Origin of the sequence: Propioniciclava sp. (assembly GCF_029977985.1) — a bacterium.
Lineage (GTDB): Bacteria > Actinomycetota > Actinomycetes > Propionibacteriales > Propionibacteriaceae > Propioniciclava.
Map to the genome: position 1 here is coordinate 16,076 of NZ_JARKOT010000067.1, position 16,289 is coordinate 32,364.

Genomic DNA, 16,289 nt, shown 5'->3' on the forward strand with positions numbered 1-16,289 from the left:
GTCGTCTCCTTGGTCGTTCGGGTTCAGGCGTGGGTGGACGCCGCGGGCTCGGCCGCGGCATCGGCGTCCGCGTCGAAATCGGGGTCGGGCAGGCGGAGGTTGTCGACCGCCACGGGGGTGCGCGGGAAGACCACCAGCCAGGCGCCGAGGAGGAGGAGGCCGACGTCGCGGGCGATCTCCCAGGGGTAGGCGGCCACTGCCTGTTCGAGGGGGATCTCGCCGCCACCGCCGAAGCAGCCGCAATCGAGGGCGAGGCCGCGCGCCCACGCACTCGCGATCCCGATGATGAAGGCCACCATGAGCAATGCCCCGGCCAGACCGGCGAGGCGCGTGTAGAGGCCGGCGATGAGCAGCAGGCCGACGACGATCTCGATGAACGGCAGCGTGATGCCCACCGGGGCAACCAGCTCGTACGGCAGGATCCGGTAGGCCATGACGGCGTTGACGGACTCGCCGAGGGCGCCGACCTTGAGGAGACCCGCCACGAGCAGGACCACGCCCAGCACGAGGCGCGCGGCCACTCCCACCCAGCCGCGGAGGGCGTGCCGGCGTGCGCGGGGGCGCGGCGCGGAGGAAGTCGTCACGCGTTCAATCATAACGGGCCCGCCGGACACCCCTCGCCGGGTGCGTACGCTGGACCACCGTGACCACGCACGCCGAGATCGTCTCCACCCTGACCGCCCGCTGGCCCGAGCAGCGCATCGGGCCCGGCCTGGCGCGCGTCGCCGCGCTCGTCGAACTGCTCGGCGAGCCGCAGCGCGGCTACCCGGTCATCCAGATCGCCGGCACCAACGGCAAGGGCAGCACGGCGCTGATGATCGAGGCGCTGCTCCGCGCCGCTGGCCTGCGGGTGGGCCGGTTCAGTTCGCCGCATCTCGTCGACCTGACCGAGCGCATCGCGATCGACGGCGAGCCGTTGTCGGCCGAGGCCTTCGATGCCCTGTACGCAGACGTCCTGCCGCTGGTCGAGATGGTCGACGCCCATGCGATCGACGGCATCCCGATGACGTTCTTCGAAGTCATGACCGGGCTGGCCTACGAGGCGTTCGCGCAGGCGCCGGTGGACGTGGCAATCGTCGAGGTCGGTCTCGGCGGCGTCACCGACGCCACCAATGTGGCGGACGCCGACGTGGCCGTCCTCTGCCCGATCGACCTCGATCACACCCACCTGCTCGGCACGACACCCGAGCAGATCGCGCGGGAGAAGGCCGGCATCATCAAGCCCGGCGGCATCGCCGTGAGCGCCGAGCAGCGGCCGGACGTGCTGGCGGTGCTGGCCGAGCGGTGCGCCGCGGCGGGCGTCCGGCTGCTCGTCGAGGGCCGCGACTTCTCCCTCATCGAGCGCAGCGCGGCCGTGGGCGGCCAGGTGCTGCGCCTCGACACCGCGGACGGCCCGGTCGGGGACCTGTTCCTCCCCGTCTTCGGGGCGCACATGGCCGCCAACGCGGCGCTGGCCGTGGCTGCCGTGGAGGCTTTCCTCGGCGGACGTGCGCTCGCGGCCGACGTGCTGGCCGAAGGATTCGCCCACGTGGAGGCTCCGGCCCGGCTCGAGGTGGTGCGGCGCAGCCCGGCAGTCGTGCTCGACACCGCCCACAACCCGCACGGGGTCGCGGCGACGCTCGCCGGCGCGGAGGAGGCCTTCGGCTTCGCGCCCCTCATCGCCGTGGTCGGAATGATGGCCGACAAAGACGTGCGCGGCGTCCTCGAACTCGTGGAGGAGTTCGCGCAGTCGGTCGTGTGCACGCAGGTGGCGTCCACCACTCGGGGCCTGCCAGCCGCCGAACTGGCGGAGACGGCGTCCGAGGTGTTCGGGGCCGACCGGGTGCACGTCCGCGCCGGACTGCCCGAAGCCCTCGAGTTGGCCGTCGGGCTGGCCGACGACGCCGGGGCAGGCGCCGGGGTCCTCGTGCTCGGCTCGGTGATCCTGGCGGGCGAGACGAGGGCGCTGCTCGTCCGGCCGGACGCCACGATCACCCCTCACGAGGATGACGACGCATGAGGCCGCTCGCGCCCGGCAACCCGATGCTCAAGGTCCTGGCGGCCAATCTGGGGTGCGAGGTGGTGGTGTTCGGCCTCGCCGTTCCGGCGATCATCTTCACGGACGCCGCCGGCGTGGGCCCGGCCTTCGCCGCCGGGGGAGCGGCGTTGGTCATGGCGCTCGTCGCGGCCGGAACCCAGCGGCGTGGCTGGGGTTGGTGGCTCGGCTGGCTGACCCAGGTCGTCGCCGTGGCCCTCGGACTGCTCACGCCGTGGATGTTCGCCGTCGGCGGGTTGTTCGCCGGTCTGCACGTGCTGGCCTATGTGCTGGGCCGGCGCATCGACGCGGCGGGCACGCCGTCCGGCTCCCGATAGGCTGGACGCATGACTGAACAGACCCTCGTCCTGCTCAAGCCGGACGCTGTCGCTCGCGGCCTGGCCGGAACGATCCTCTCCCGCTACGAGGCCAAGGGCCTCCGGATCGCCGCCATGGACCTGCGCACCGTCGACGCCGCGTTCGCCGACCAGCACTACGCCGAGCACGTCGAGAAGGGCTGGTACCCGAGCCTGCGCGAATTCATCACCTCCGGGCCTCTGGTGGCCCTCGTGCTGGCCGGCGACCGTGCGGTGGACGCCGTCCGCTCGCTCAACGGCGCCACCGACGGCATCGCTGCGGCGCCGGGCACGATCCGGGGTGACTTCTCCGACTCCAACCAGCGCAACCTCGTGCATGCCTCCGACTCCGTCGAGTCTGCGGCCCGCGAGGTCGCCCTCTGGTTCCCGAACCTGTGACCCTGCCCCCCGGCGCCCCACCTCCGCCAGGAAGCGCCGAGCTCGAGGGGCCGGGGCCGTGGGGGCACCCCGGGCAGTGGGGGCCACCGCTCCCCGGCGACGAGCAGCTCGTGGCGTCCATGCCCCCGGCGACCCGACCCACCCTGCCCATCGTGCCGACCGACTACCTGCGCTTCTTCCGCTCGCCGCGCTTCGCGTGGTGGAAGCCGCTCCTGGCCGTCGTGGGCGCGGCGGTGCTGTGGTTGGCGGTCACCATGGTCCTGACGTTCGCCGGGATCTTCCTGGACGGGTTCGAAAACGTCTATCCCGAGCCCGGCTCGTTCGTCATGCGGCCCTGGACGTTCCTGATGAACAATCTGTCGCTGGCCGCCTGCATCCCGATCGCCTGGCTGTTCGCGCTGGCCGTGTTCGGCCAGCGACCCGGCTGGCTCGCGTCGGTCGCCGGCCGGTTCCGGTGGGGCTGGTTCGCTCGCGTCCTGGTGATCGCGTTGCCGATCTGGGCGGTGCTCATCGGCGTGTCGTTCGCCTTGTCGCCCTCTGAGCTCGGCTGGCGCGACACGACCGCGTTCATGATCGCGGCCATCGTCTTGACGACGCCGCTGCAGGCGGCAGGCGAGGAGTACCTCGTGCGCGGCCTGTTGGCGCGCAGCGTGGGGTCGTGGTTCGCCGACGAGCGTCTGGCCCTCGGCGTGGCGGCGCTCGTGGGGGCGACCGTCTTCATGCTCCTGCACGGCGCGGGCGATCCGTGGCTGAACGTCTACTACTTCATCTTCGGAGCCGTCTCCGCGTGGCTGGTCTGGCGGACGGGCGGTCTCGAGGCGTCCGTGGCCATCCACATCGTGAACAACATGGTGGCGATGGTGCCGTTGCCGTTCGGCGACCTCGCCTCGGCCTTCGACCGCACTGCCGGCGCCGGCAGCCCGTTCCTCCTCGTGAACGCCGCCGTTCTCGTGGGGGCGGCGCTCCTGTTCGACCTGCTGGCCCGGCGTGCAGCACTCGAGAACCGGACCGCTCCCGGCCGCCTGGAACTCGAGCGTGCTCGTTCTCTGCTCACGCGGGGCTTCTTCGCGGCCTGACCGCCGAGAGCCCCCGGTTGTTCGGCCTTGATAGGCTCGAACGGTCCGTCCGCCCCCTTGTCCGGAAGGGTCCTGCGTGCTGCTCTCCCTCGTCATCGCCCACTTCGTCGTGGCCGCGTTGGGGAGCGTCTGGGGACGCCTCCTTGGGCGCAATGCGTTCGTACTCGTCGCCATCGTGCCGGCCGTGACGTTCGCTTGGGCCCTCGCCCTGGCGCCGGGCATGCTCGCGGGTGGCAGCTACGTCGAGGTGATCAACTGGATTCCCACCCTCAAGGTTGCGCTGGCGTTCCATGTGGGCATCGTCGGTTGGCTGATGACGCTCGTCGTCTCCGGGATCGGGACGCTCATCCTGCTGTACTGCCGCTGGTACTTCACCCAGGTGCCCGTCCGGACCCTCGGCCTCCTCGTCGCGTTCGCCGGCGCCATGCTCGGCCTCGTGACCGCCGACGACCTTGTCATGCTGTATGCCTTCTGGGAGATGACCACGGTCTTCAGCTACCTGCTCATCGGCCACGACTCGTCCCGCCGCGCCAACCGGGCCGCCGCGATGACGGCCCTCATCGTCACCACCGCGGGCGGCCTCGCCATGCTCGTCGGCATCGTCACCCTGGGCCTCACGACCGGCACGTTCCGGCTGCAGGCCATCTTGGCCGCCGCCCCGACTGGAGCGGCCGTCACCGCCGCCGCCCTGCTCATGCTGGTCGGTGCACTCACCAAGTCGGCGATGGCTCCCTTCCACTTCTGGCTCCCCGGCGCCATGGCCGCCCCGACGCCGGTTTCCGCCTACCTGCACGCCGCCACGATGGTGAAGGCCGGCGTCTATCTCGTCGCCGTGCTCGCGCCCGCGTTCGCCACCGTCGCCGGCTGGCGCGAGGCGGTCACCGTCCTCGGCGCGATCACGCTGATCCTCGGGGGGTGGCGCGCCCTGCGGCAGAACGATCTCAAGCTCCTCCTCGCCTACGGCACCGTGAGCCAGCTGGGCTTCATCACCCTCCTCGTCGGGCTCGGCACCAAGGCGGCAGCACAGGCGGGCCTGGCCATGCTCCTCGCCCACGCACTGTTCAAGGCGACCCTGTTCCTCACGGTCGGCGTCATCGATCACGCCACCGGCACGCGCGACCTCACGAAGCTCTCGGGGCTACGCTCCCGCATGCCGCTGCTGGCTGTGGTCGCGGGGCTGGCGGCGGCGTCCATGGCGGGCGTCCCGCCCCTGTTCGGGTTCGTGGCGAAGGAGGGGGCGCTCGTCGCGCTCGTCCGGCTCGTGGGCGGGGACGGCACGGGCATGCTGCCGGCGCAGGCCGTCCTGCTCATCGCCGCGATCGTGGCCGGATCGGCGCTCACCATGGCCTACTCGTTGCGCTTCTGGTGGGGTGCCTTCGCTGCCAAACCGCGCCGCCGGCCCACCGAGGTCAACCACGCTCCCGAGGCGGGCTTCCTGCTCGCCCCGGTGCTGCTCGGCACGCTCAGCCTCGCGCTCGGCTTCCTGGGCGGCCCGGTCAGCGACGTGCTCGCCCGCTACGTGGCGACGGTTCCCACGGGCGCGGACGCCTACGGCCTCAGTTTGTGGCACGGAGTCAACGCGCCCCTGCTGCTCTCGCTGGCCGCCCTCGCTCTGGGTGCCCTGCTGTTCCGGTTCCGGGCCGACGTCGCCCGCATCCAGGGCACCTTCCCGTCGGTCACGGCTGCCGACGAGACCTACCGCCGCATCATGCGGTTCACCGACAACCTCGCGGTCGAGGTCACGGCCCGCACGCAGCGCGGTTCACTGTCGGCGATCCTGTCGGTCATCCTCGCGGTCTTCGTGGTCGGCGTCGCCGGGACGCTCTTGTTCCTGCCCGCCTGGCCGGAGCAGATCCGGCCGTGGGACTCTCTCGGCCAGCTCGCGGTGGCCGCCGTCACGTGCATCGCCGCGATCAACCTCATGTGGGTCCGCGGTCGCGTCCGGGCGGTCCTCACCGCGGGCGCGACCGGCTACGGCACCGCGCTGCTGTTCCTCCTACACGGTGCGCCCGATCTGGCCCTCACGCAAGTGCTCGTCGAGACGACGTCGGTGCTGCTGTTCCTGCTCGTCCTGCGCAGCTTGCCCAAGTTCTTCACCGACCGGCCGCTGCAGTCGTCGCGCTGGTCGCGGCTGCTGTTGGCCCTCTCGGTCGCCGCCACGGTGAGCGCTGCCATCGTGGTGGCCGCCAACGGCCGGAGGCACGAGCCCGCCTCGGCCGGCCTCGAGACGATGGCGTACGAGTTCGGCTTCGGCCGCAACGTGGTCAACGTGATCCTCGTCGACACCCGCGCCTGGGACACCATCGGCGAGCTGACCGTCCTCGTCGTCGCCGCCACGGGCGTGGCGTCGCTCATCTTCCTGCGGTCCCGCGTGACCGGACGCCGCCACGCCGTCCGGCGGCGCGTCGAGCCCACGGCGGGCGGCACGTGGCTCCGCGGCACCGGCGGCCTCAATCCCGGTGCCCGCTCGCTGATCTTCGAGGTGACCACCCGCCTCCTCTTCGGACTCATGATGATCGTCTCGATCTACCTGCTCATCGCGGGGCACAACCTGCCGGGCGGCGGCTTCGCGGGCGGCCTCGTGGCCGGCCTGGCTCTCGTCGTCCGCTACCTCGCCGCCGGCGCCGCCGAACTCGAGGAGGCGGCCCCCATCGATGCCGGCCGCCTGCTGGGCGCCGGTCTGTTCATCGCCGTCGGCACCGCCCTCGCGCCCGCGTTCTTCGGAGGACGCATCTTCCAGAGCTACGACGTCCACGCCAACATCGGTGCCCTGACCGACATCGGGACCCCGTGGGGCACGATCAACCTCTTCGGCGACCTGCACCTCGTCTCGTCGACCGCCTTCGACATCGGCGTCTACCTGATCGTCATCGGCATGGTCCTCGATGTGGTCCGCAGTCTCGGCGCGGGCATAGATCAGCAGGCCGCCGAGCAGCGGACGCCCCTGCCGCGGCCCGAGTCCACGACGGCCGTGCCGGCGTCGGCCCGGACGGGGGCGCGATGACGGCCAGCCTCACCCTCGCGATCACCGCCGGCGTCCTCGTTGCAGCGGGGGTCTACCTGCTCACCGAGCGCAGCCTCACCCGCATCCTCATGGGCGTGCTCGTGCTCAGCAACGGCGTCAACCTGTTGTTCCTCGTGTCGATGGGGCCCGCCGGGGATCCGGCATTCATCGGGCTGTTCCCACCCGAGTCGATGACCGACCCGTTGCCCCAGGCGATGGTGCTGACGGCGATCGTCATCACGATGGCCGTCTCGGCGTTCGTGATCACCATGGCCTACCGCAGCTTCCAGCTGAACGGGAACGACGAGGTCTCGGACGACATCGAGGACGCCCGTATCCGCGAGCTCGCGCAACGCGACGACGTGTCCGACTCCTACGAGGACGCCCGCTTCGCCGACACGGGTGAGGACGTGGTGAGCGAATGAACAACCTCCTCACCATCCCGGTGCTCGCGCCCATGCTGGGGGCCGCGCTCACGCTCATGCTCGGACGCCGCCCGCGCGCCCAGCGCGCGGTGTCGATCCTGGTGCTGGTGGTCGTCGTCGCGGCCGCCGGTGTGCTCGCCGTGCAGGCGCACCTCCACGGCGTCCAGACCCTCTGGGTGGGCGCCTGGCCCGAGGGCTACGGCATCGCTCTGGTGGGCGACCGGTTGGCGTCCATCATGCTCACCGTGGCCAGCGTGGTGACGCTCGCCGTCCTCGTCTACTCGACCGGTCAGGACCAGGAGGAGCTTCGCCACGAAACACCGGTGTCGATCTTCCACCCGACCTTCCTCGTCATGTGTGCGGGTGTCTCCGGGGCGTTCCTGGCGGGCGACCTGTTCAACCTGTTCGTGGGCTTCGAAGTGCTGCTGTTCGCCTCCTACGTGTTGCTGACCATGGGTGGCACGGGTGCGCGCATGCGGGCGGGATCGACGTACGTCGTGGTGAACCTCCTCAGCGCCAGCCTGTTCCTGACCGCCATCGCGACCGTGTACGCCGCCACCGGCACCGTGAACCTCGCCCAACTCGCCGTCCGGCTGCCCGAGATCGACCCCGGCGTCCAGGGCATCGTCCAGGCCATGCTGCTCGTCGTGTTCGGGTTGAAAGCAGCGGTGTTCCCCCTCTCGGCGTGGCTGCCGGACTCCTACCCGACCGCTCCGGCGCCGGTGACCGCCGTGTTCGCGGGTCTGCTCACCAAGGTGGGCGTCTATGCGATGCTGCGCACCCAGACGCTGCTGTTCCCGCACCGCCCGCTCACCGACGTGCTGTTGTGGGTCGCGCTCGCCACGATGATCGTGGGCATCCTCGGCGCCATCGCCCAGTCGGAACTCAAGCGCATGCTGTCGTTCACCCTCGTCAGCCACATCGGCTACATGGTGATGGGGATCGCGCTGGCCACCCAGACCGGCCTCGCGGGCGCCATCTACTACACCGCGCACCACATCACCATTCAGGCGACCCTCTTCCTCGTCGCCGGTCTCGTCCAGCGGGTCGGCGGCAGCTACTCCCTCGACCGCCTCAGCGGGCTCGCCACCGTCTCGCCGCTGCTCGCGGTGCTGTTCCTGGTGCCCGCCCTCAATCTCGCCGGCATCCCGCCCTTCTCCGGCTTCATCGGCAAGCTCGGCCTGCTCAACGCGGGTGTCAGCGCCGGGACGCCGCTGGCGTGGGCCCTCGTCGTCGGGGCTGTCGTCACCAGCCTGCTGACGCTGTACGCCGTCGCGAAGGTCTGGAACCGAGCCTTCTGGGGCCAGGTCATCCTGCCGGCGCTGGCGTCCGAGGACGACGACGAGGAGGACGTCCACGAGGGGCGTCCGCTGCCCTGGGTGCAGATGGGCGCCACGATGGCCCTCATCGCGTTCAGCCTCGCCCTCACCTTCGCCGCCGGACCGCTCTACGACTACACCTCCCAGGCCGCGCAGAATCTGCGCGACGGCGCCTACCTCGTCGCCGTGCTGGGGGAGGGGACGCACCCATGAGCCTCGAACCACCGATGACCGACCCGCGGCGCAAGCCGTCGCGTTTCCGCTTCCAGTGGCGCCAGAGCCTCGTGCTGGCGATCGTCTGGGTCGTCCTCGTCGGGCAGGTGAACCTGGTCAGCGTGCTCGGCGGGTTGCTGCTCGCCTGGCTCGTCACGGTGGTCTTCCCGCTGCCGCCGGTCAGCTACGCGGGCCGGCTCCACCCGTGGGGGTTCGCGAAGCTGACCCTGGCCGTGCTGGTCGACCTGGCCGTGGCCTCCGCCACGCTCGCCCGATTCGCGTTCGGCCGCCGGATGCCGCGCACGGGCATCGTCCGGGTGAGGCTGCGCAGCGACTCCGACCTCTACCAGGTGCTCGTGTCGATGCTCGTGTCGATCGTGCCCGGCACGATCGTGCTCGACGCGCGCCGCAGCAACCGAATGTTGTACCTGCACGTGTTCGACACCCCTGAGGGCCACCACATCGAGAGCGCCGCCGAGGATGCCCTCGGGATCGAGCGACGCGTCGTGGGCGCGCTCGGCTCGCGGGCCGAGCAGGAGGTGGTCCGCGAGACCGGGTCGCAGGAGGACGCCGCCGGCCCCGCCCGGTCGGTGAGCGCCCAGGCGGGCGAGGAGGAATCGTGATCCAGACCGTCCTGCTCGTCGAGGCCGCCGGCATGCTGACCGTCGCGGCGGGTTTCGCCCTCGTGCGGCTCGCCAAGGGCCCCACCAGCCTCGACCGCGGTGTGGCGTCCGACGTGCTGCTCGTCATCGTCGCGATCGCGACCGCCGGCTACGCGGTGTGGTCGCGGACGCCGATCGTCCTGGTCATCAGCCTCGTGCTCTCGATGCTCGGCTTCACCGCCGCGGTCGGCCTTGCCCGGCTCATCACGGGCACCACCGCGCAGGAGAAGCGCTTTCGCGAGGCCGAGGCGCGGGCGGCCTACGAGTCCGACGAGCGCGAACGCGCCCGGGTGGAGCGCGAGCGACTCAAGGAAGACCTGGACGGGAGGGGGCTGTGATGGGCGAGATCCTCGACATCGTGGGCGCTCTGTTGCTGTGCGCGGGGGCGTTCTTCACGCTGGCCGCGGCCGTCGGCATCCTGCGCTTCCCCGACGTGCTCACCCGCATGCATGCCGCGACCAAACCGCAGGTGTTCGGCCTGCTGCTCGCCCTGCTGGGCGTCATGGTGTCGCTCCGGACCTGGCACGCGACGGCGCTGTGCCTGCTCGTCATGGCGTTCCAGGTGGCGACGGCGCCTTCTGCCGGCCACATGGTCGGCCGGACCGCCTACCGCACCGGCCAGTGGGACGAGGAGCACGCCGAGGTCGACGAACTCGCGGACGACCTCGCCGAAGCCGGCTTCACCCATCGCCTCGACGACACGGGCCACGTGCCCGGAGGCTGACGGACGCGACCGGCTCGCTTACCATGGGCCCCCTATGACCGCGACATCCCGACGCGCCCCGGCCGGCGCCGACAGCCTGTTCCCGCTCCTCGAGCCGTTGCTCGGGCGGGTGGCCAAGCCGATCCAGTACGTGGGTGGCGAGGTGAACTCCGTCACCAAGCCGTGGGATGAGTGCGACGTGCGCTGGTGCCTCATGTACCCCGACGCCTACGAGGTGGGTCAGCCGAACCAGGGGGTCGCGATCCTCTACGAGGTGCTCAACGAGGCCGAGGGCGTCCTCGCCGAGCGGACGTACTCCGTGTGGCCCGACCTGGCGGCGCTGCTGCGCGAACACGACCTGCCGCAGTTCACCCTCGACAACCATCGGCCGGTCGGCGCCTTCGACGTCCTCGGGGTGAGCTTCTCGACCGAACTCGGCTACACGAACCTGCTCGAGGCACTCGACCTGGCGCGGATCCCGCTGCATGCCGCCGACCGGGGCGTCGACGACCCGCTCGTCGTCGCCGGTGGGCACGCGGCGTTCAACCCCGAACCCATCGCCGACTTCATCGACGCCGCCGTCATCGGAGACGGCGAAGAGGCGTCGCTGCGGGTGAGCGAGATCATCCGCGGCTGGAAGGCGGAGGGGCGACCGGACGGGCGCGACGGCGTCCTGCTGCGGCTGGCTGCCGAGGGCGTCGCGTACGTGCCGCGGTTCTACGACGTGACCTATACCGAAGACGGTCGTATTCAGCGGGTGGCGCCGAACCGTGTGGGGGTGCCGTTCAGCGTGGCCAAACACACGCTCATGGACCTCGACGCGTGGCCCTACCCGAAGGCTCCGATCGTGCCAATCGCCGAGACGGTGCACGAGCGGTACTCGGTGGAGATCTTCCGCGGCTGCACCCGCGGCTGCCGGTTCTGTCAGGCGGGCATGATCACGCGACCGGTGCGCGAACGGAACATCGAGACCATCGGCACGATGGTGGCCGGCGGGCTGGCGGCGACCGGCCTGGAGGAGGTCGGATTGCTGTCGCTCAGCTCGGCCGACCACTCCGAGATCGCCGAGGTGACCCGAGAGCTCGCCGACCGTTATGAGGGTACGAACGTATCCCTGTCGCTGCCGAGCACGCGGGTGGACGCCTTCAACATCGACCTCGCCAACGAGCTCTCCCGTAACGGACGCCGTTCAGGCCTCACGTTCGCGCCCGAGGGTGGCTCGGAGCGGATGCGGAAGGTCATCAACAAGATGGTCACCGAGGACGACCTCATCCACACCGTCGCGACCGCGTTCGGCAACGGGTGGCGCCAGGTGAAGCTGTACTTCATGTGCGGCCTGCCCACCGAGACCGACGAGGACGTGTTGGCGATCGCCGACATGGCCGCCCGGGTGATCGAGACCGGCCGGCAGGCGGCCGGCTCGCGCGACATCCGGTGCACGGTGAGCATCGGCGGCTTCGTGCCCAAGCCGCACACGCCCTTCCAGTGGGCCGCCCAGGCGTCGGCGGAGACGATCGACCACCGGCTCATGACGCTGCGCGACGCGATCCGCGCCGACAAGCGCTACGGGCGTGCCATCGGCATGCGCTACCACGATGGGCGTCCGGGGGTGATCGAAGGCCTGCTGTCGCGGGGCGATCGCCGTGTCGGGGCCGTCATCGAAGCGTGCTGGCGGTCTGGCGGGCGCTTCGACGGGTGGAGCGAGCACTTCAGCTATGACCGCTGGGTGGCCGCGTGCGAGGTGGGGCTGGCGGGGACGGGCGTCGACCTCGATTGGTACACCACCCGCGAGCGCGACTACGCAGAGGTCCTGCCGTGGGATCACCTCGACTCCGGCCTGGACCGTGACTGGCTGTGGGAGGACTGGCAGGACGCGCTCGACGAACAGCCGGTCGAGGACTGTCGCTGGACGCCGTGCTACGACTGCGGCGTGTGCCCCCAGCTCGACACAGCCATCCAGATCGGCCCGACGGGCAAGCACCTCCTGCCGATCACCCCCGTGCTCCGCTGACCCGATGGCGTCCCGCCCAGGGGGACGAGGGTAGTGAAACTGAATCCGCTAGTGAAGCGCGCAAAATGCGCGCCTCCTCATACCGGGTATACGTATCAGCACACTACACTGCGGAGGGGAGCGGGTCGCTCCGCAGGCCCGCCGCACAGAAAGGGGCTGGTCCCATGTCCAGTAGGGAGTCGAGCGACGAACGCGTCCGTTCGGACTTCCTGTACCAGGAGGACATCGTCACGTCTCCTGGCGTCCGCAAGCTCCTCGCCGTGGCGAGGATCGTCCTCGGCTTCTTCTTCTTGTGGCCGTTCCTCGACAAGCTGTTCGGTCTCGGGTATGCGACGCCCGTCGGTCAGGGATGGATCGCCGGGACGCCGCCGGCGCAGGGCTTCATCGGGCGGATCGAGAACCCGCTCGGAACGATCCTGCAACCGATCTTCGGCAACCCGTTCGGCGACTTCCTGTTCATGTTCGGCCTGTTCGGCATCGGCATCGCGATGATCTTCGGTGCGGGCCTCAAGATCGCCGCGTGGGGCGGCACTCTCCTCGTCCTGCTGATGTGGCTCTCCGAACTTCCGTTCGCCCAGACGGCGATGGTCGACGGGCAGCTGGTGCGCGGCGCCACGAACCCGTTCCTCGACGACCACTGGCTCGAGGCGCTGATCCTGCTGATCTGCGCGTACACGTTGTCCGGTGACACGTGGGGCGTCGGGAAAACCTGGGCGCGCATCACCAACCACAACAGGTTCCTGCGCTGAAACCACCTCGGGCGGTGCGGCTGCCGCCGGCCAGCCGCGCCGCCCGAGGATTGCCCCACCCTCGGCGGACGACGCCAGAGGGGCCAGCCGGCCCGATAGTCTGGTCTCCGCAACACTGCGAGAGGAGACGACATGTCCGCGCCAGAGGTGCTCTGCCTGGGTGAAGCCCTGATCGATGTGGTCGCGACCGGCGACCGAACGAACGAGCACGTGGGCGGCAGTCTCCTCAACGTTGCGGCCGGCGTGGCCAACCTGGAGCACCCGGCGAGCATCTGCGCTTGGTGGGGCAAGGATGAGCGCGGCGACCGCCTCGCCGCCTGGGCCGGTGATGCCAGCGTCACCGTCGTGCCCGGCACCGATTCCGCCGAGAAGACGGCCGTCGCCTATGCCCGCCTCGACGACGAGGGTAAGGCCACCTACGCGTTCGACCTCACGTGGGCTGTCCCCGACATCCCGGATCTCGACCGGTACGGCCACCTGCACACGGGGAGCATCGCCGCCACCCTCGAGCCGGGGGGCACCCAGGTCGTCGCCGTGGCGTCCTCGGTGCGCGACCGCGCGACCGTGTCCTACGACCCCAACATCCGGCCGGCCCTCATGGAGTCGCCCGAGGCCGTGCTGGGGCGGGTGGAGCAGTTGATCGCCTTGTCCGACGTCGTGAAGGCCAGCGACGACGACATCGCCTGGTTGTACCCCGACGAGCCGCTCGAGGATGTGCTGCGTCGCTGGGTGGCGTCGGGGCCGGTCCTGGCGGTCGCGACGCGTGGCCCCGTGGGCGCCACCGCCGTCCTGCGCGGCGACGACGAGGCACACACGGTGCCGCAGACGGCCACGGCGACGGGGGATACCGTGGGCGCGGGGGACTCCTTCATGGCGGGCCTCATCTCCGGGCTGCTGGACGCCGGGCTGCTCGGATCCGCCGCGGCGCGTGCGAAGCTTCGTGAGGCCACGTACGCAGAGGTCGAGCCCGCACTCGAACGGGCACTGGGCACGTCGGGGGTCACGGTGATGCACAACGGCGCGTACGCGCCGACGCGCGCCGAACTCTCCTGATCCACCCGCCAGCCACCGGGCTCCCGGCCTCAGAAGCCGGCCGTGTTGTGCGCCGGGGCGTCGGTGCGGAAGAGATGGCCCAGGGCGGCGACGGCGTCCTTGGGACCGTTGATCTGCCCCGCCGCCCTGAGCGTGCGGGCGTCGACGAGTCCGAAGTAGAGGCTTGCGAGGGCGCGCACGTCCAGCTCGATGGTGGGGTGGGCGGCGGATGGTGTCACCTCCGCGACGCCGTCCCGCACGTGCACAGCGTAGCTCCCCGCTGCGTGCCCGAGGCGGTCGTCGACGCTGAACGCGGCGTCACCGTCGGCGTCGAAGCCGCGGGCGGCGAGGGCCGCGGCGACGTCGAGGACACGCAGCCAAGTGAAGTCGCCCGCCCCGGTGATCTTCAGCAGGCGCGGGTTGGGCAGCGCCCACGGCAGCGCCGAATCGGGTGCCAACCGGCGGATCTCCACCTTCTCGGTGAGGTCGATCGACGCCAGGAACCGCCACAACCCCAACTCGGCCGCCCCGGTGAGCGCCAGCAGATCCCGGACGCGCACCACGCCGTTCTCGCCGTCCACGGAATAGGCGACCACGCCGTCGGGCGCACCGGCGGCATCCAGGTGCACCGCAGCGCGCATGCCCTTGTCCGGGCCGCCTTTGTCGTAGTCCCACCGGCCGCTCAAGTAGGCGTCGTAGAACGCGAGCCGCTGGTGCGACCCACGGTGGGTGGCGTGGAAGGCGTCGAAAACCTGCCGCCGCACCGCCACGGACGTCTCCGGGGCGATGAGTTCGACGCGGCCGGTCACGGGCCGGGTGAGGGCGAACCGCGGCCCCGAGTCAAGTTCAGCCTTCGTGTACGAGGTCGCCACGCCGAAGCCGAACCGGCCGTAGATGCCGCCCTCGGACACCGTCAGCGCGGCGAGGGCGATCCCGTCGGCCTTGGCCCGCTCGAGCGCGGTGCTCATCATGGCCGTGAGGATGCCGCGCCGCCGGTGCGTGGGGCGCACGGTGACGTCGGTGATGAAGCACGCAGGCGTGAGGCGCCCACCGCCGGTGTTGATCGTCTGCGTGGTGGTGGCGAAGGTACCCACCGGCGTGTGGGCTCCCAGGCTGAACTCCGACGCCGGCGCGTAGGCGCCGGCGAGCAGCCAGCCGTCACGGGACACCTCGTCGCGCCAGCGGGTCAGCGATTCGTCGGAGGCCTGGTCCTGCAGGAAGCCGATGCCGGCCGCGTCGAACCAGCCGCGAAGGTCCTCGGTCGGGCCGTTCGGCACCTCGAAACGGCGATACGTGATGTCGTTCACGGGCGCCCAGCCTAGGGGGTAACGGCAGGAGGACCGTCGACGTGAGGCCACGTTCACACTCAACGCAGCCTTGCGACGCCATGCTGCCTCGTGCGTCGTGACCGCACCTGCCTGAGTGTGAAGCTGGCCGCACCTGAAGGCCGAGACTCAGCCGGTAGGGTGCCCACCGTGACGCCGCGTCAACAACCTGAACAACAGGCCCCGCCGGTGCAGAAGCTGAACGTCCGCTACGCCAAGCGCGGCCGCGCGCGGTTCACGAGCCACCGCGACTTCAGCCGCGCCTTCGAGCGCGCCCTCCGCCGCGCGGGCATCCCGATGGCGTACAGCTCGGGGTTCAACCCTCACCCGCGCATCAGCTTCGCCAACGCGGCGCCCACCGGAGCCGCCACGGAGGCCGAGTACCTTGAGATCGGCCTGCGCGAGCGACGAGACCCAGACGCCGTCCGCGCCGACCTCGCCGCCGCCATGCCCGACGGGCTACTCATCCTCGATGTCGTGGACGCCGTCCCCGGAGGGCTGGCCGACGCCCTCCAGACCTCCTCCTGGCACATCGCCTTGCCCGACGTGCCGCCCGCTGTTCTCGGCCGTGCTGTCACGGCGTTCCTCGCCGCCGACGCGATCGAGGTCGAGCGCATGACCAAGAACGGGCTGCGCACGTTCGACGCTCGGGCGGCCGTACTCCGGCTGAGGCAGTCCGCGGGCGGACTCGACCTCGTCTCGGCCCAAGGAACTCCGCTGGTGCGGCCGGACGACGTCGTCGCCGCGCTCCGGAAAGTGGCACCGGACTTCGCCCCCGGCCAGCCCCCGCTGCTCACCCGGACCGCGCAGGGCAGGTGGGACGGAGACCGCATCGTGGGACCGTTCGAGGCACACCACGACACCTGAGTGGGGATATCGCCCCACCGTGTGGCACTATGGAGCCCACGGCAGGACGCGATCCCGCGGCCCGCCCGGGCGCAGGCCGCGACGAGGACACTCGACCGCGGCAGCACCCCAGGAACAGGCTTTGTCGCCCGCGA

General features: G+C 70.8%; 16 protein-coding genes. 14 read left to right on the forward strand and 2 right to left on the reverse strand.

Annotated elements, in window-relative coordinates; all coding sequences use genetic code 11:
- Positions 1-23 precede the first annotated feature (23 nt).
- The gene (locus Q1K57_RS04065) at positions 24-584 is read right to left on the reverse strand and encodes a MauE/DoxX family redox-associated membrane protein (protein WP_300079257.1); all 561 of its coding nucleotides are present in this window, start codon (positions 582-584) and stop codon (positions 24-26) included.
- A gap of 59 nt (positions 585-643) precedes the next feature.
- Between Q1K57_RS04065 and Q1K57_RS04070 the strand changes: the two genes are divergently transcribed.
- The 13 genes from Q1K57_RS04070 (at position 644) to Q1K57_RS04130 (ending at position 13,984) form a co-directional block, all read left to right on the forward strand.
- The gene (locus tag Q1K57_RS04070; protein ID WP_300079259.1) at positions 644-1,999 is read left to right on the forward strand and encodes a folylpolyglutamate synthase/dihydrofolate synthase family protein; all 1,356 of its coding nucleotides are present in this window, start codon (positions 644-646) and stop codon (positions 1,997-1,999) included.
- Complete coding sequence (locus tag Q1K57_RS04075; RefSeq protein ID WP_300079261.1) at positions 1,996-2,352, forward strand: DUF4233 domain-containing protein; 357 nt, start codon at positions 1,996-1,998, stop codon at positions 2,350-2,352. Before Q1K57_RS04070 ends, Q1K57_RS04075 begins: the two co-directional genes overlap by 4 nt.
- Before the next feature lie 9 nt (positions 2,353-2,361).
- Entirely contained in the window at positions 2,362-2,769 is a 408-nt protein-coding gene (ndk, locus tag Q1K57_RS04080) for a nucleoside-diphosphate kinase (protein WP_300079263.1), read from the forward strand.
- A gap of 119 nt (positions 2,770-2,888) precedes the next feature.
- Positions 2,889-3,845, forward strand: a complete 957-nt coding sequence (locus Q1K57_RS04085) for a CPBP family intramembrane glutamic endopeptidase (RefSeq protein ID WP_366525328.1) — start codon at positions 2,889-2,891, stop codon at positions 3,843-3,845.
- A gap of 76 nt (positions 3,846-3,921) precedes the next feature.
- Positions 3,922-6,849: a Na+/H+ antiporter subunit A gene (locus tag Q1K57_RS04090; protein ID WP_300079268.1), complete on the forward strand. Its 2,928-nt coding sequence runs from the start codon at positions 3,922-3,924 to the stop codon at positions 6,847-6,849.
- Positions 6,846-7,274 (forward strand): Na(+)/H(+) antiporter subunit C, encoded by a 429-nt coding sequence (locus Q1K57_RS04095; RefSeq protein WP_300079270.1) that lies wholly within the window; start codon positions 6,846-6,848, stop codon positions 7,272-7,274. The genes Q1K57_RS04090 and Q1K57_RS04095 overlap by 4 nt, the downstream gene beginning before the upstream one ends.
- Entirely contained in the window at positions 7,271-8,806 is a 1,536-nt protein-coding gene (locus Q1K57_RS04100; protein ID WP_300079272.1) for a Na+/H+ antiporter subunit D, read from the forward strand. The genes Q1K57_RS04095 and Q1K57_RS04100 overlap by 4 nt, the downstream gene beginning before the upstream one ends.
- Positions 8,803-9,429: a Na+/H+ antiporter subunit E gene (locus tag Q1K57_RS04105; RefSeq protein WP_300079274.1), complete on the forward strand. Its 627-nt coding sequence runs from the start codon at positions 8,803-8,805 to the stop codon at positions 9,427-9,429. The genes Q1K57_RS04100 and Q1K57_RS04105 overlap by 4 nt, the downstream gene beginning before the upstream one ends.
- Positions 9,426-9,806, forward strand: coding sequence for a monovalent cation/H+ antiporter complex subunit F (locus Q1K57_RS04110; RefSeq protein WP_300079276.1), 381 nt, complete (start codon positions 9,426-9,428; stop codon positions 9,804-9,806). Before Q1K57_RS04105 ends, Q1K57_RS04110 begins: the two co-directional genes overlap by 4 nt.
- Positions 9,806-10,192 carry a monovalent cation/H(+) antiporter subunit G gene (gene mnhG / locus Q1K57_RS04115; RefSeq protein WP_300079278.1) on the forward strand — a complete coding sequence of 129 codons (387 nt, stop codon included), beginning with the start codon at positions 9,806-9,808 and terminating at the stop codon, positions 10,190-10,192. The genes Q1K57_RS04110 and mnhG overlap by 1 nt, the downstream gene beginning before the upstream one ends.
- 34 nt (positions 10,193-10,226) lie before the next feature.
- On the forward strand, positions 10,227-12,182 hold the full coding sequence (locus Q1K57_RS04120; protein ID WP_300079281.1) for a TIGR03960 family B12-binding radical SAM protein: 1,956 nt from the start codon (positions 10,227-10,229) through the stop codon (positions 12,180-12,182).
- A gap of 164 nt (positions 12,183-12,346) precedes the next feature.
- On the forward strand, positions 12,347-12,931 hold the full coding sequence (locus Q1K57_RS04125) for a hypothetical protein (protein ID WP_300079283.1): 585 nt from the start codon (positions 12,347-12,349) through the stop codon (positions 12,929-12,931).
- Positions 12,932-13,063: 132 nt separating this feature from the next.
- Positions 13,064-13,984: a PfkB family carbohydrate kinase gene (locus Q1K57_RS04130; RefSeq protein WP_300079285.1), complete on the forward strand. Its 921-nt coding sequence runs from the start codon at positions 13,064-13,066 to the stop codon at positions 13,982-13,984.
- A gap of 29 nt (positions 13,985-14,013) precedes the next feature.
- Here Q1K57_RS04130 and Q1K57_RS04135 read toward each other — a convergent pair whose 3' ends face one another.
- Positions 14,014-15,270 carry a GNAT family N-acetyltransferase gene (locus tag Q1K57_RS04135; RefSeq protein WP_300079287.1) on the reverse strand — a complete coding sequence of 419 codons (1,257 nt, stop codon included), beginning with the start codon at positions 15,268-15,270 and terminating at the stop codon, positions 14,014-14,016.
- Between the two features lie 207 nt (positions 15,271-15,477).
- Between Q1K57_RS04135 and Q1K57_RS04140 the strand changes: the two genes are divergently transcribed.
- Positions 15,478-16,155: a TIGR03936 family radical SAM-associated protein gene (locus tag Q1K57_RS04140; RefSeq protein ID WP_300079289.1), complete on the forward strand. Its 678-nt coding sequence runs from the start codon at positions 15,478-15,480 to the stop codon at positions 16,153-16,155.
- The last annotated feature ends 134 nt before the right edge of the window (positions 16,156-16,289 follow it).

Coding starts and splice junctions, on each gene's coding strand:
- Q1K57_RS04085 (WP_366525328.1), top strand. CDS start 2,889: ATGCCCCCGGCGACCCGACCCACCCTGCCCATCGTGCCGACCGACTAC.
- Q1K57_RS04130 (WP_300079285.1), top strand. CDS start 13,064: ATGTCCGCGCCAGAGGTGCTCTGCCTGGGTGAAGCCCTGATCGATGTG.
- Q1K57_RS04095 (WP_300079270.1), top strand. CDS start 6,846: ATGACGGCCAGCCTCACCCTCGCGATCACCGCCGGCGTCCTCGTTGCA.
- Q1K57_RS04075 (WP_300079261.1), top strand. CDS start 1,996: ATGAGGCCGCTCGCGCCCGGCAACCCGATGCTCAAGGTCCTGGCGGCC.
- Q1K57_RS04100 (WP_300079272.1), top strand. CDS start 7,271: ATGAACAACCTCCTCACCATCCCGGTGCTCGCGCCCATGCTGGGGGCC.
- Q1K57_RS04105 (WP_300079274.1), top strand. CDS start 8,803: ATGAGCCTCGAACCACCGATGACCGACCCGCGGCGCAAGCCGTCGCGT.
- ndk (WP_300079263.1), top strand. CDS start 2,362: ATGACTGAACAGACCCTCGTCCTGCTCAAGCCGGACGCTGTCGCTCGC.
- Q1K57_RS04125 (WP_300079283.1), top strand. CDS start 12,347: ATGTCCAGTAGGGAGTCGAGCGACGAACGCGTCCGTTCGGACTTCCTG.
- mnhG (WP_300079278.1), top strand. CDS start 9,806: ATGGGCGAGATCCTCGACATCGTGGGCGCTCTGTTGCTGTGCGCGGGG.
- Q1K57_RS04120 (WP_300079281.1), top strand. CDS start 10,227: ATGACCGCGACATCCCGACGCGCCCCGGCCGGCGCCGACAGCCTGTTC.